This is a genomic window from Streptomyces sp. NBC_01283, assembly GCF_041435335.1.
In the GTDB taxonomy this organism is placed as follows: Bacteria; Actinomycetota; Actinomycetes; order Streptomycetales; family Streptomycetaceae; genus Streptomyces.
Genome location: NZ_CP108430.1, coordinates 1490962 through 1504543, shown reverse-complemented (window position 1 = coordinate 1504543; position 13582 = coordinate 1490962). Strand labels below are relative to the sequence as shown.

The 13582-nt window shown below is 71.4% G+C and carries 12 protein-coding genes; all 12 read right to left on the bottom strand.

Features of this window, described 5'->3' with window-relative positions; genetic code table 11:
* Nucleotides 1-8 precede the first annotated feature (8 nt).
* The 12 genes from OG302_RS07080 to OG302_RS07025 all read right to left on the bottom strand — a co-directional run bounded on the left by OG302_RS07080 (nucleotide 9) and on the right by OG302_RS07025 (nucleotide 13516).
* Nucleotides 9-2711: a fumarate reductase/succinate dehydrogenase flavoprotein subunit gene (locus OG302_RS07080; RefSeq protein ID WP_371525951.1), complete on the bottom strand. Its 2703-nt coding sequence runs from the start codon at nucleotides 2709-2711 to the stop codon at nucleotides 9-11.
* An 11-nt stretch (nucleotides 2712-2722) separates the two neighbouring features.
* Nucleotides 2723-3508, bottom strand: coding sequence for an ABC transporter ATP-binding protein (locus OG302_RS07075; protein WP_371750041.1), 786 nt, complete (start codon nucleotides 3506-3508; stop codon nucleotides 2723-2725).
* Nucleotides 3509-3529: 21 nt separating this feature from the next.
* Nucleotides 3530-4393, bottom strand: a complete 864-nt coding sequence (locus tag OG302_RS07070) for an ABC transporter permease (protein WP_371525950.1) — start codon at nucleotides 4391-4393, stop codon at nucleotides 3530-3532.
* Entirely contained in the window at nucleotides 4390-5739 is a 1350-nt protein-coding gene (locus OG302_RS07065; protein WP_371750040.1) for an ABC transporter substrate-binding protein, read from the bottom strand. The genes OG302_RS07070 and OG302_RS07065 overlap by 4 nt, the downstream gene beginning before the upstream one ends.
* A gap of 53 nt (nucleotides 5740-5792) precedes the next feature.
* A complete protein-coding gene (locus tag OG302_RS07060) occupies nucleotides 5793-6020 on the bottom strand; it encodes a ferredoxin family protein (protein ID WP_361844304.1) in 228 nt (75 codons plus the stop codon).
* A 50-nt stretch (nucleotides 6021-6070) separates the two neighbouring features.
* Complete coding sequence (locus OG302_RS07055) at nucleotides 6071-6850, bottom strand: GntR family transcriptional regulator (protein WP_371525949.1); 780 nt, start codon at nucleotides 6848-6850, stop codon at nucleotides 6071-6073.
* 140 nt (nucleotides 6851-6990) lie between these two features.
* On the bottom strand, nucleotides 6991-7740 hold the full coding sequence (locus OG302_RS07050; protein ID WP_371525948.1) for an ANTAR domain-containing protein: 750 nt from the start codon (nucleotides 7738-7740) through the stop codon (nucleotides 6991-6993).
* 353 nt (nucleotides 7741-8093) lie between these two features.
* Complete coding sequence (locus tag OG302_RS07045; RefSeq protein ID WP_371525947.1) at nucleotides 8094-8897, bottom strand: DUF1295 domain-containing protein; 804 nt, start codon at nucleotides 8895-8897, stop codon at nucleotides 8094-8096.
* Nucleotides 8894-10183, bottom strand: a complete 1290-nt coding sequence (locus OG302_RS07040) for a class I SAM-dependent methyltransferase (protein WP_371525946.1) — start codon at nucleotides 10181-10183, stop codon at nucleotides 8894-8896. Before OG302_RS07040 ends, OG302_RS07045 begins: the two co-directional genes overlap by 4 nt.
* Nucleotides 10180-11502 carry a class I SAM-dependent methyltransferase gene (locus OG302_RS07035; RefSeq protein WP_371525945.1) on the bottom strand — a complete coding sequence of 441 codons (1323 nt, stop codon included), beginning with the start codon at nucleotides 11500-11502 and terminating at the stop codon, nucleotides 10180-10182. Before OG302_RS07035 ends, OG302_RS07040 begins: the two co-directional genes overlap by 4 nt.
* The gene (locus OG302_RS07030; protein WP_371525944.1) at nucleotides 11499-12242 is read right to left on the bottom strand and encodes a DUF1365 domain-containing protein; all 744 of its coding nucleotides are present in this window, start codon (nucleotides 12240-12242) and stop codon (nucleotides 11499-11501) included. The genes OG302_RS07035 and OG302_RS07030 overlap by 4 nt, the downstream gene beginning before the upstream one ends.
* Nucleotides 12239-13516 (bottom strand): NAD(P)/FAD-dependent oxidoreductase, encoded by a 1278-nt coding sequence (locus OG302_RS07025; protein WP_371525943.1) that lies wholly within the window; start codon nucleotides 13514-13516, stop codon nucleotides 12239-12241. The genes OG302_RS07030 and OG302_RS07025 overlap by 4 nt, the downstream gene beginning before the upstream one ends.
* Nucleotides 13517-13582: the final 66 nt, after the last annotated feature.

Here is a 13582-nt window from a genome sequence, read left to right as displayed (position 1 = left end):
CCTTCCCTTCAGGCAGGTGCAGCCGCCCGAGCCGCGTAGGCGCGGACGTCCGCGTCCGGGTCCAGTACTGCCGTGCCGAGTGCCTCGCGGGCTTCTTCGTGCGCCGAGTGTTCCAGGAGAGACAGGACCGCTGCCTTGCGGACGTCGGCGTTGGGGTCGGTGAGGGTCCTGGTGAGGGCGGGGACGGCCCGTTGAGGAGTGGCCGCGGACAGTGCCGTGGCCGCGCCTGTGCGGACCTGCCAGGACGGGGCGGCCAGGGCGTCCACCGCTGTGCCGTCGTACGGGGCGGGGCAGCCGACGGAGGCCAGGGCCGTGAGTGCCGCCGCGCGGACCAGGATGTCGGCGTCGTGGAGCAAGGGGGCCAGCGCTTCCGGGGTCCGAAGGCCGCGCGCCACCGTGACGCGGACCTCGCGGGCCGGGTCCGTGGTGGCGCGGGCGACGGAGTCAAGGGCGTCGACCGAGACCAGGGCGCGTACCGCCGCGATACGGACCTCGATGTCCGGGTCGGCGAGCGCGGGGGCGTACGAGGTGGCCTCGCCGAGCCGCAGGGCGCGCAGGACGTCCAGTGCGGTGGCCCGGACCAGGGCGTCCTGCTGGGCAAGGGCGTCGTGAAGACCCCGGGCCAAATCACCTTCCGGAGGCAGGACTTCGACCAGTTCGAGGAGTGATGCGGCAGCCGCGGCACGCACGCCGGGATCAGGGTCCGCCAAGGTCTCGGCGAGCGCCGGGCCCGTACCCGTGGGCACGGTCTCGGTGAGCGCGGCCACGGCCGCCCGGCGCACGGCGGGGTCCGGGTCGGTCAAGAAGGGGCGCAGCCGGGGGAGTTCGGACTCGCTCTCCTCGGTGAGGGTCAGCAGTTCCAGAATGCGGGGGGAGTGGGAGGCCGCTGTCGCTTCCCGCGGCGTCGGTGTGGTGGTGCGGGGGCCGGAACCCACGGGGGCGATGTCGCGCCGTCCGGCGGTGGCCACGTGCTCCGGGTGCACCTCGCCCAGATGGCGTGACGCGCCGCCGCTCGGTGTGAACTCGTCGACGGGGACCAGGTACGGGTCCACCGGGCGCGCCGTGAACTCCATCGCCCCGGCAGGGGACTTGCGCAGGTCCAGATGGTGGAGCCAGCCGTCGTCGTCGCGCTTCGGGTGATCCGTCCGCTCGTGGTAGAGCCCCCAACGGGACTCCGTGCGCGCCAGCGAGGAGCGGGCAGCCATCTCGGCGCAGTCCCGGATGAAGTGCACCTCCGCGCAGCGCATCAGCTCGTGCGGGGTCTGCGCACCCATCCCGTCGATCTCGCCGCGCATCCGCTCGAAGTGGTCCACGGCAAGGGAGAGCCGGGCGCCCGACTTGGGCGGGGCGACGTAGTCGTTGACGAAGCGGCGCAGCTTGTACTCGACCTGCGGCTGCGGAGGGCCGTCCGGATGACGCAGCGGACGGTAGATCAGCTCGTGGGCGCCCCGCACCTGACCGGTGGGCAACTCGCCCTCGTACGAGGTGAATCGGGAGGCGTCCGCGCCCGCCAGGTCACCGAAGACGAACGCGCCGATCATGTAGTTGTGCGGGACGCACGCCAGGTCCCCGGCGGCATACAGGCCGGGCACGGTGGTGCGTGCGTGGTCGTCCACACGGACGCCCGACGCCGAGTGGCCGCCGCACAGACCGATCTCGGAGATGTGCATCTCGACGTCGTGGGTGCGGTAGTCGTGGCCGCGGTTCGCGTGGAAGGTGCCCCGCGTCGGGCGCTCGGTGGAGTGCAGGATGGTTTCGAGCGCGCTGATGGACTCTTCCGGGAGATGGCTGAGCTTGAGATACACCGGCCCCCGGTCGGAGGCGAGTTCGGCGGCGAACTCCGACATCATCTGCCCCGACCAGTAGTCCGAGTCGACGAAGCGCTCGCCGTGCCGGTTCACCTGGTAGCCGCCGAAGGGGTTGGCGACATAGGCGCAGGCGGGGCCGTTGTAGTCCTTCATCAGGGGGTTGATCTGGAAGCACTCGATGCCGGTGAGCTCCGCGCCCGCGTGGTACGCCATGGCGTAGCCGTCCCCGGCGTTGGTGGGGTTCTCGTACGTGCCGTAGAGGTAGCCGCTCGCGGGCAGGCCAAGGCGCCCGCACGCGCCGGTCGCGAGGATCACGGCACCGGCGCGCACGGTCACGAACTCGCCTGTACGCGTGTTGAATCCGGCCGCGCCGACGGCCCTGCCGCCCGCCGTGAGCACCCGGACCGGCATCACGCGGTTCTCGATGCGGATGCGCTCGCGCATCTCGCGGCGGCGCAGCTGCCGGTAGAGGACCTTCTTGACGTCCTTGCCCTCGGGCATGGGCAGGACGTACGACCCGGAGCGGTGCACCTGGCGCACCGCGTACTCGCCGTGTTCGTCCTTCTCGAACTTCACGCCGTACGACTCCAGGCGCTGCACCATCGAGAAGCCGCGGGTCGCGGTCTGGCGGACGGTGGACTGGTCGACGATGCCGTCATTGGCGCGGGTGATCTCGGCGACGTAGTCGTCGGGTTCGGCGCGGCCGGGGATCACGGCGTTGTTGACCCCGTCCATGCCCATGGCGAGGGCGCCGGAATGGCGGACGTGCGCCTTCTCCAGGAGGAGCACGTCCCGGCCCCGCTCGGCAGCGGTGAGCGCCGCCATCGTGCCGGCCGTTCCGCCGCCGATGACGAGGACGTCACAGGAGAGCTCCTGTGCGTCGGTGACTGCGGGGATCTGCATGGAAGGGCCTCTCAGGTGCCGAGGGAAGTGAGAACCGCGCGGCGCAGCTCCGCCGTGGCGGGGTCGCCGTGGGCCGTACGGTCGCGGGGGCGCGGCACGTCCAGTACGCGGGGCACGCGTCCCGTGACCGTGCCGAGGAGGGCGACGCGGTCCCCGAGGAAGAGCGCCTCGTCCACGTCGTGGGTGACGAAGACGACGGTCGCGCCCGTGCCGCGCAGCACATCGGCCAGCAACTGCTGCATCCCCGCCCGGGTCTGCGCGTCCAGCGCGCCGAACGGCTCGTCCATGAGGACGGCCCGGGGTTCACCCGCGAGGGCGCGCGCGAGTTGGACACGCTGCCGCTGTCCGCCCGACACGCGGTGCGGCAGTGTGGCGCCGTGCCCGCCAAGGCCGACCCGCTCCAGCCAGCTCTCGGCCTGGGCGCGACGCTCCGTCCTCCTCAACCCCTTGATGGCCAGCGGAAGTTCGACATTGGCCCGGAGCGTGCGCCACGGCAGCAACGCGTCGTCCTGGAAGATCAGTGCCCGTTCCGCGTCGGGCGCGGTGATGGGGCTGCCGTCCTGGGTGACCTCTCCGCCGAGCGGCGGAAGCAGCCCGGCGAGGGTGCGGAGGAGGGTGGATTTCCCGCACCCTGAGGGGCCGACGACGGTGAGGATCTCGCCTGGCGCGATGTCCAGTTCGAGGCCGTCGAGGACCGCCGTGCCCTCCCGGCCGACCGAGGCGTCACGCAAGGTGAGCCGGGTGCCGCGGGCCGGAGCGGGGACGGGTGCGAGGGCGGTCGGCGGGGGTGTGGTCATTTCGGGGGGAGTGGTCATGGGTCACGCCTCCTTGGCGACTTCTGAGGTGGCTGGAGCCGCCGGGTGCGGGACCGGGACATGCCGCACGGACCGGCGCCGCGGTACCGGCGCCCCGGTGCGGGACGCCGTCCGGGGGAGCCACCGCGTCACCCGGCGGCCCAGCACCTCCACCGCGGTCGACGTCATCCACCCGAGCGCGCCGATCGTCACCATGCCGACGAAGACGCCGGGGTAGTCGACCACCGTGTAGTCCTGCCAGGTGCGGTAGCCCACGCCGTACTCACCGGAGATCATCTCCGCCGAGATCACACAGATCCACGAGACACCGATGCCTACGGAGAGCCCGCCGAGGATGCTGGGCAGCGCCCCCGGCAGGACCACCGAGCCGAGGACGCGCCACCGGCCGCCGCCCATCGTCAGGACCGCTTCCTCCCAGACCGGAGACAGGGCACGCACCGCGTGCCGGGTGGAGACCATGACGGGGAAGAACGCCGCGGTGAAGGTGATGAAGACGATGCCCTGCTCGTTGCTGGGGAAGAGCAGGATCGCCACCGGCACCAGCGCGATCGCCGGTATGGGCCGCAGCACTTCGAGGACTGGACCGAGCAGGTCGGCGGCCAGCCGCGAGCGCGCGATCGCCGTGCCGACGGCCACTCCCGCGACCGCCGCGAGCGCGAAGCCGGTGACGATGCGGCTGAGGCTGTCGGTGAGGTCCTGCCAGTACGCTTCGCCGCCGACGCGCCGCCCGAACTCCCGCGTGACATCGACGACCGTCGGGAACTGCTCGAAGCGCAGCCACAGGTCGATGTCCAGCGCGGTCAGCAACTGCCACAGGCCGAGCGCTCCGGCCAGCGACAGGAGGCGCAGGAGGTGACGGGACGTCATGATGCCCGCCTCAGGGCTTTGTTGTACGAGATGACGTGGGCGCCCGGATGCGCCGTGCGGTAGGCGGTGGCGACGGAGGGAGTGACGAACGGCAGCAGCTTCTTTCCGTCCGCGACCCACACGGCCTTGTCGGCGAACCAGAGCGTCCCGGTGGTGGTGTCGGGGACGTAGGCGGCCCGCACCCCGCCCTGTCGCGTGGCCGCTTGGCGCAGCATCTCGGCCGGGGTACCGAAGGACCGGGTCCTGTCCTCGCCCTTCAGCCAGAGCTCGCTGCGGGGCGGCCCGGGGGTGGCGGCGAGCGCCTTGGAGTAGCCCTTGCCGTACGCCTTCTTCACGTACCGCCCGTCGACGAAGCCGTCCACGTCGACGTCGCCGACCAGCTTCGCCGACTTCAGCACGGGCACGTCCTTCTTCAACGCGGCCACCAGCGCGGGCTTCAGCGTGGGGTCGAAGGTGGCGATGCCGTGCGCGCCGTTGTAGAGGTAGACGACCTCGGCCGGAAGGCCGGTGGCCTTCGCCACCGACTCGGCGGCCGCGACCGGTCGCTCGTCGAGAAAGCCCGTCGCCTTGATCTGGGCCCGCAGGAAGTCTTCCAGGACGCCGGGCCGCTCCTCCGCGAAGTCCTCCCGCGCGGTGACCCCGTGGAAGGTGGGCCGGTCCAGCTCCGCGCCGTCGTACAGCGCTCGGGCCCGGTCCTGGAACGCGAGCAGCCCCGGCCACGCCACGAACTGCGACAGCGCGTCCGCGCCGCCCGCCTGGAGCGCCGAAGCACCCACCGCCGGCTGCTGGTTGAGCTTGCGGATGCCCTCCTCGGGATCGACGCCCGCCTGCCGCAGCGCCCGTACCAGAGTGCCGTCGGCGGCCGAACCGACGCTCGTCGAGACCTTCTTGCCGCGCAGGTCCGACAGCGACGACAGCTTCGAACCGGGCGGCGTGACAATCGTGTTGAGGCCGCCGCGGAGGTTGTACCCGGTGACGGAGACGAGCTTCGTCGGCCGGTTCAGCTGGGCGCCGCGGGCCGCGTTGATCAGCAGAGGGAAGTCGCCCATCGAACCGATGTCGATCTTCCCGGCGGTCATCTGCGCGGTGATCGGCGCGCCGGTGGCGTAGTCCTGCCACTTCACCTTGTAGGTGACGCCCTCACGTCTGCCGCGCGCGGCGAGCTCCTGCTCGAAGTAGCCGAGCGACCGCAGCAGCGTCCCGGCGGTGACCGTGTTGATGGTCTTGGACTGGTAGCCGATGGTGACGGTGACGGCATCGGAGTCGTCCGCGCTCGCCCCGCCGCAGCCCGCCACGGAGAGGGCGGTCAGGGCGGCCAGGGAAGCGCTGACGGCCGTGCGTTTCATGTTCATGGGAGTGAGCCTCTCGACCGTACCGCCGCCGTTTTCCTTCGGCGGCTTCACCGGAGCAGGTAGGGCATGTTGACGGTGACCGCGCCGGTGGGGCAGCGGGCCGCGCAGGGGCCGCAGTACCAGCACTCGTCGACGTGCATGTAGGCCTTGCCGCTGTCCGGGTTGATCGCGAGGGAGTCCAGGGGGCACATGTCGACACAGAGCGTGCAGCCGTCGATGCACTTCGACTCGTCGATGGTCACGGGCACGTCGGCGCGCTGGGGGGCCAGAGGCATGGCTGTCTCCCGGAAAGAGGTGGCAAGTGAAAAGAAGCGGGGCCGGTGGATCAGTGGGCGCGGTGGAGCAGCCCGCTCATGGCGATGCGGTCACCGCGGAAGCGGATGAACTCCAGGTCCACGGGGCGTCCGTCGGACAGCGACGTGAGCCGTTCCAGCATGAGTACGGCGGCGCCGCGGGGCGCCTCGAGCACGGCGGCGGAGTGCACGTCGGCGTTGACGGCTTCCAGGGTGATCTCGGCCGTGCCGAGCGGCTGCCCGGTCAGGGTCTCCAGGAGACGGAACACATCCGTGTTCTCCAGGTCGCAGCCGAGGAGGCCCGCGCCGATGTCCATCGGGATGTAGGTGAGGTCGAGCGAGAGGGGCAGACCGCCGAGTCGGCGCAGCCGCTCGATGTAGAGCACGTCGGTGTGCTCCACGAGACCCAGCCGCCGGGCCACGGGTGCGGGCGCGGGGACGGGACCGACCGTACGGACTTCGTTGGTGACGTCGCCGTGTTCGCGCAGGGTCTCGGCGAGGCCCTGCAGCCGGTCTAGGCCGTGCGGATACTTCTCGGACACCACGACGGTGCCGACACCGGGCTGCCGTTCGAGCAGCCCTTCCGTACGGAGCAGATCGAGCGCCTGCCGGACGGTGTTCCGGGAGACGCGGTACTCGCTGCCGATCGCGCCCTCCAGCGGCAGCACACCGCTGGGAAAGCCCCCGGTGCGCACCTGGTGGCGCAACAGGTCGGCGAGCTGCCGTGCCTGGTCGGCACGCAGCCGGCGCCGTCGGGCGGCGGCTGCGTGCCGACCAGGCACGGTGTGCTCGCGGATACGTTCGGCTGGCATGCGAGGGACCATACCGACGCTGCCGCGGCCGTGGTGTTGCCGGAGTATTGCGCCACCCGGCGCACTCCGCGTGCCGCCTCTGACCTGCGGGTTCGCGAGGATCACGGAGAGATCTGCCAGGAACGAGGGGACGGAGTCAATCAGCGGTCAGGGGCGAGCAGCGTGTCCGCCGCGGCGCCGTTCAGGACTTGATGGGCCACATCGGCAAGCTTGAGCTGGCGGTTCCTGGCATACGTGCGCATGCGCAGCAATGCCTGGTCCGCGCTGCACCCGCGGGAGTTGGAGAGGTATCCCTTGGCCTGCTCGATGGTGATCCGGGATTCGAGGGAGCCCTGCAACCGCGCGATCTGCGTCCGCTGCCCCCGCATCACCTGCTGCTGGATCACGCAGATGGTGGCGGTGTCCGCCAGCGCCTGGGCCAGGTGCAGCCGGCCGTCGTCCAGCGGTCCCGGCCGGTCGTGAAGGAGGCTGAGCGCGCCGACCACCGTGTCCTGGAAGCGCAGGGGGACCGTCGCGACCGAGGTGAAGCCCAGGAGCAGGGCGCGTGGCGTGAAGCGGGGCCATCGTGCGCAGGCGGCATCGACGTCCAGCCGGACCTCGGACACCTGGGGCCGGGAGCGGCAGCAGTCCCGGCAGGGGCCCTCGTCCCATTCGAGGCCGAAGAGCTCAAGGCCGCGGGTGTGCTCGTCGGAGGCCACCACCTCCACGGCCCGGCGGTGCGGAATGTCGAGCAGGACGCCGGACGCGGACACGTCCAGCAGTTCCACGCAGTGCGCGGCCAGGGTGCGCAGGACGTCGGCCGTGCTCACGTCCCGCACCAGTGGGGACGCGAGATCCACGAACGCGGACGCAAGCCGATCCTCGCGCTGTCTCTCGGACCTGGCGGTCATGCCGCCTCTCCCTTCCGTGGGCACACCATCCACAGCGACCGGCGGCCGTGCGCCGGCAGTCCGCCGCGCGGAGGGCGGTGTGAGGGGGAACGGCCGCAGGGGGCCGGTACGCGTGTCCCGCCGGCGACGGAACCACGGCTCCCCTCTTCGGCAGTCGCCAAACACTCGCAACAGAACTGTTTTTCATGTTCCGGTCGCGGAATTCACGGAATCATCTCCAAGCTACCGCGCTCGGTTGCCACGTATAGAGGCACGATGCTTCGAACCCGCCCGCGGGGCGCAATTGACACCCTGCATTCGCTCCGTTGAAAGCAGGATTACCTTCCGTCCGACCGTGCTTCTCGCGGCGGCCTTTACCCGGAGCGCGGTGGCCTCGGGAAGAAGCCGCTGGTGCGCCGCCGGTAGGCGGCGTAACCGGGCCGGTCCGCCATGTGCCGTTCCAGCAGCGCTTTCCCGCTGCCCCGCGTCAGCAGATACGTCATCACCGCGGGGCCGATGATCGTCGCGGCGGCCGCCGGCGGCGCCTCGCACGTGATGAGGAAGAGACCCCACCAGACGCAGAAGTCGCCGAAATAGTTCGGATGGCGCGTCCAGGACCAGAGGCCGCGGTCCATGAGACGGCCTTTGTTGGCCGGATTCGCCTTGAACCGGGCGAGCTGGAAGTCCCCGACCGTCTCGAAGGCCAGGCCGACCAGCCACAGCACCGCTCCCGCGGCGGCGGGCACGCCCAGCGGTCCGTCGATGTAGGCGGCGGCCTGCACGGGCAGGGACACCAGCCAGACAAGGCCGCCCTGCAGCAGATAGACCATGCGCAGGGCGTAGGCGTTCTTGTTGCCCGGCGCCTTGGACAGGAGCCGTTCGTAGCGCGCGTCCTCGCCGTGGCCCCGCGCGCGCCAGGCGATGTGCCCCGCGAGCCGCAGGCCCCACACCACCGTCAGAGCCGTCACCAACAGCCGTCGCCCGTCGTCGCCGTGGCCCGCCGAGAGGACGTACGTCATGAGGGCGACGGCGGTGAAGGCGATCCCCCAGGCGCTGTCCACGACGCGGTGCAGCCCGCGGCGCAGCGCGACCGCGAAGGTGGCGAGGAGCACGGCCAGGGCGGTGAGCGCGGCGAAGGCGAGATTGACGCCGAACGCGCCCCAGGCGAAGCCGTTCACGACGCACCGCCCGCGCGGTGCCAGCCGGCCGTCGTGGCGGGCATTCCCGACCAGCCCAGGTCACTGGTGCGTACGGCGAGAATCTGGTCGACGCCCATGCGCCTCTCCTCGAACGCGAGCGAGCCGCCCACGAGATACAGCCGCCAGGTCCTGGCCGCCTCCACCCCGACCAGCGCCACGAACTCCTGCCAGCGCTCCTCCAGCGTGGCCCGCCAGGCGTTGACGGTGCGCACGTAGTGCTCGCGCAGCGACTCGGCCGACCGCACCTCGAAGCCCGCCCCCTCCCACAGGCCGATCGTCTCGCCCAGGGGGCGCATGTGCATGTCCGGCGCGATGTACGACTCGATGAACGCGCCGCCGCCGGGGGCGGTGGCCCCGCGGGACATCTGCTGGACGAGGATCCGGCCCTGCGGCCGCAGCAGACCGTGCAGTTGGGCCGCGAACCCCGGATACTCCGCGTCCCCGACGTGCTCGCCCATCTCGATCACGCCGATGGCCTCGTACTGTCCGGTCTCGATCGCGCGGTAGTGCCGGAGCTGTACGTCCACCTGGTCGCCCAGGCCGCGCTCGCGCACCCGCGCCCGTACGACATCCCGCTGTTCACGCGAGAGCGTCACGGCCGTGACCTGCGCCTTGTGCCGTTCTGCCGCATAGAGGGCGAGCGATCCCCAGCCACAGCCGACGTCGAGCAGCCGGGAGCCGGGGGCGAGCCCCAGCTTCCGGCAGACCAGTTCGAGCTTGGCTTCCTGGGCGTCCGGCAGGCCGTACCGCGGATCCTCGCGCTCCCAGTAGGCGCAGGAGTACGCCAGGGAGGCGTCGAGGAGTAGTTCGTAGAAGTGGTGCGAGACGTCGTAGTGGTGGCTGATGGCGGCACGGTCCCGGGCGGTGCTGTGCCGCTCGCCCCGCAGCCGGGCACGGCCCGCGGGCGCCTTCGGGGGTGGGCCGACGGCACCGAGCCGGGCCGCGGCCGCCACGGCGGAGGCCAGCTGTCCCACCCCGGGCCTGACCGGGGCGAGCCGCTGCTCCCGGGCCCCGGCCCACATGGTCCGCAAGCCCTCCGCGAGGTCGCCCTCGATGTCGAGGTCGCCGGTGATGTACGCCTCGGCCAGGCCGAGTTCGCCCGGCTGCCACAGCAGACGGCGCAGCGCACGGCGGGAGCGGACGATGACGACCGGCGCGTCCGGCGGCCCGCACTCACTGCCGTCCCAGGCACGCAGCCGCAGCGGTACGGGCCCGCCCAGGACGTCGGTGAGAAGTCCGTTGAGGCGTTCGGCTGTGGAGGTCACTGTCCTGCTCCGTCCTCGGTCGGCCCGCCGGTCAACTGGATCTGGTGCACGTCGAGATAGCCGGAGCGGAACCCGGCCTCGGAATAGGCGAGGTAGAAATCCCACATGCGCCGGAAAGTGGCATCGAAGCCCAAGTCGCCCAACTTGCCGTCCTGTTGGGCGAAGCGCTCGCGCCACAGATGAAGTGTCTGCGCGTAGTGCGCGCCGAACCCGTCGCACGCGGTGACCCGCAGGCCGGTGTGGACGCGCGCGGTCTCCTCGATGGCCTGGACTGAGGGCAGCAGCCCGCCGGGGAAGATGTACTTCTGGACCCAGGTGAAGGTGTTCCGGCTGGCCAGCATACGGTCGTGCGGCATGGTGATCGCCTGGAGCGCCACCGAACCGCCCGGCGCCAGCAAGGAGTCCAGGGTGCGGAAAAACGTGGGCCAGTACTCCGCCCCGACCGCCTCGATCATCTCCACGCTCGCGATCGCGTCGTATCTGCCGCGCACCTCGCGGTAGTCGCACAGCTCGACGCGGACGCGGTCCTCGTGCCCCGCGGCCCGTACCCGTTCCCGGGCGAGGTCGCGCTGCTCGGCGGAGAGGGTGACCGAGTGGACGCTCGCGCCCCGCGCGGCCGCACGGACGGCCAGGGCGCCCCAGCCCGTGCCGATCTCCAACAGCCGCGTGCCGGGCCCCACACCGCACAGGTCGAGCATCCTGTCGATCTTGCGGTGCTGGCCCGTCTCCAGGTCGGACCAGGTCGCGGGCAACTGGTCGAACAGCGCGGAGGAGTAGCTCAGGGACTCGTCGAGGAACAGCGCGAACAGGTCGTTCGACAAGTCGTAGTGGTGCTGGATGTTGGCCTGCGCGCCGCTGGGGGTGTTGCGCTGCTCGGCCGGCTTGCGGGGGGCCCAGAGCGCGCGCAGCCGTTGCAGCGAGGGCGGTACGAGGGTGGCCGCGTGTTCGGCCAGTACGGCGAGCACCGCGACCAGGTCCTGCGCGTCCCACTCGTGCGCCATGTACGACTCGCCGAATCCGACGAGGCCGCCCGTCGCGACACGCCGGAGGAAGCTGTCGGGATCGCGTACCTCCAGCAACGGGCCGCCCGAGCCCCACCGTTCACCGTCACCCATCGCCACCCGTAGCGGCAGGCCGTCCAGGGCGTGGCGCACGACGATCCTGGCCGCCGTGCGCCGGGCGGCGGAGCAGGACGGAACGGCCGCGACATCGGGCCACCGCTCGGCGTCGACCGGGCCCCGCGGACGCGAGACGCCGGGTGCGCCGGATGCGTCGGGTGCACCGGACACGCCGGGTGCTCCGGATACGGACGTACTCACTTCAAGCCCTCCTGGGGACGATGTCGGGGTCGGTTCTGCACGGGCAGGCCACGCAGCCACAACGCGATGCCGTGCCGCCGGATGGACGCCGAGACGGCCACCGTCGACCAGGGGTGACGGACGGCCGCCCGCAGCAGCGCGCCGGTGGTGGCAAGGCGGCGCTCACCACGCACGGTCGCCGTGAACTTCCGGTGGCCGCCCAGGTCGAGGTGCAGGGTGACGCCGAGTCGCTCTCCCGGCAGGGGGAGCCGCATCCGGTACTCGCCCTCGACGGGGAAGAACGGCGAGACGTAGAACTCCTTGGGCACGTCCGCTCTCCGCGCGGCCTCGGGGCCCATGAGATAGCAGTGCCGCTCGCCGTAGGTGTTGTGCACCTCGGCCACCACGCAGCGCAGTTCGCCGCCGGGGCCGTGGCACCAGTACAGGGAGAGCGGGTTGAAGACGTATCCGAGGACGCGGGCGTGGGCGAGCATCAGCACGCGACCGCCGTCCAGCGTGATCCCGCGGGTGGCGAGGAAGGCTTCGAGGCCCGCCTTGATGTCCGTGTCCGCGCCGCCGAAGTGGTCGCGGCCGTCGAAGCGGGCCAACGGACGTAGTGCGGACGGCAGTTGTGGTGGCTCGTCCAGGTCGATCAGCCACAGGTAGGTGCGGTGCGTGAGCTTGTACCGACGCGGGCCGGCACGGACATGGGTGATGACGCTCGGATACAGCGACGGCACCGGGCCGGAGGAGGTGCTCACCAGCGCACCCCCATCGCCAGGGCCGCCTCGACCCCCGAGCGGCAGCCGTCCTCGTGGAAACCCCAGCCGTGATAGGCGCCCGCGAACGCGGTGACGGGCCCGCTCAGCGAGGAGAGCCTTCGCTGCGCGGCGACCGACTCCGGTGTGTAGACGGGGTGCTCGTACGCCATCCTGGCCAGCACCCGGCCCGGGTCCACCACGTTCTCGCCGCCCAGGGTCACCACGTACGTCTCGGGAGCGTCGAGTTGCTGCAGGCGGCTCATGTCGTAGCTGACCCGCACGTGGTCGGTCGTGGCGCCGCACGAGGGGAGCAGATAGTTCCACGAGGCGCGCGCCGAACGGCTGCGTGGCAGCACCGTGGTGTCGGTGTGCAGCAGGGCGGGGTTGCGGGAGTAGCGGAAGGCGCCGAGGATCGCGCGCTCCTCCGCGGACGCGTCGCCCAGGAGCCGCAGCGCCTGGTCCGGATGGACGGCGACGACCACCGAGTCGTACGAGTCCGTCGTGCCGTCCTCGGTGGTGAGGGTCACGCGGCCGTCGCCGCGCCGCACGGACCGCACCGGCGTCGACAGGTGAACGGTCCGGAGCTGCTTGCCGATCCGCTCCACGTACTCCCGCGAACCACCGGCCACGGTGCGCCAGGCGGGAGAGCCGCTGACCGTGAGCATCCCGTGGTGATCGAGGAACCGGAACAGGTAGTGCGCCGGATAACGCAGCGCCGTACCCGGCGGGCAGGACCACACCGCCGACACGAGCGGCACCGCGAAGTGCCGGACGAAGTAGGGGGAGAACCGGTGGCGGGCGAGGAACGCGCCGAACGTGCCGTCGGAGTCCGTGTCTGCCACGGACTCCGAGAGGGCCTCCGACGCCCTGCGGTGGAAGCGCGGTATCTCGGCGAGCATGCGCAGGTACGGGGCGCGCAGCGCGTTGCGCGGCTGCGCGAACAGGCCGCGGGGGCCGCGCGCGCCCGCATATTCGAGGCCGCATCCCTCGCACCGCACGGACATGCTCATCTCCGTCGGGCGCGAGGTGACGTCCAGTTCCCGGAAGAGGCGGAGCAGGTTCGGATAGGTGCGGTCGTTGTGCACGATGAACCCCGAGTCCACGCTGCGTGTCCGGCCGTCCGATCCCGGCACGTCGTGGGTGTGGGCATGGCCCCCGAGCCGTTCGTCCGCCTCGTAGAGGGTCACGTCATGTGCGGGTCGCAGGATGTACGCGGCGGTGAGCCCCGCCACCCCGGATCCCACCACCGCCGTACGGCGTCGCTGTTCTCTCATTCCGTCCCATCTCCTCGTCCGGATCCGCCGGACGTGCTGTGAAGATGATTCGGAGCGGAACGTGCC

Excerpts from the sequence above, each read along its gene's own strand:
- OG302_RS07080 (WP_371525951.1), bottom strand. The coding sequence starts at position 2,711 with ATGCAGATCCCCGCAGTCACCGACGCACAGGAGCTCTCCTGTGACGTC.
- OG302_RS07075 (WP_371750041.1), bottom strand. The coding sequence starts at position 3,508 with ATGACCACACCCCCGCCGACCGCCCTCGCACCCGTCCCCGCTCCGGCC.
- OG302_RS07070 (WP_371525950.1), bottom strand. The coding sequence starts at position 4,393 with ATGACGTCCCGTCACCTCCTGCGCCTCCTGTCGCTGGCCGGAGCGCTC.
- OG302_RS07065 (WP_371750040.1), bottom strand. The coding sequence starts at position 5,739 with ATGAAACGCACGGCCGTCAGCGCTTCCCTGGCCGCCCTGACCGCCCTC.
- OG302_RS07060 (WP_361844304.1), bottom strand. The coding sequence starts at position 6,020 with ATGCCTCTGGCCCCCCAGCGCGCCGACGTGCCCGTGACCATCGACGAG.
- OG302_RS07055 (WP_371525949.1), bottom strand. The coding sequence starts at position 6,850 with ATGCCAGCCGAACGTATCCGCGAGCACACCGTGCCTGGTCGGCACGCA.
- OG302_RS07050 (WP_371525948.1), bottom strand. The coding sequence starts at position 7,740 with ATGACCGCCAGGTCCGAGAGACAGCGCGAGGATCGGCTTGCGTCCGCG.
- OG302_RS07025 (WP_371525943.1), bottom strand. The coding sequence starts at position 13,516 with ATGAGAGAACAGCGACGCCGTACGGCGGTGGTGGGATCCGGGGTGGCG.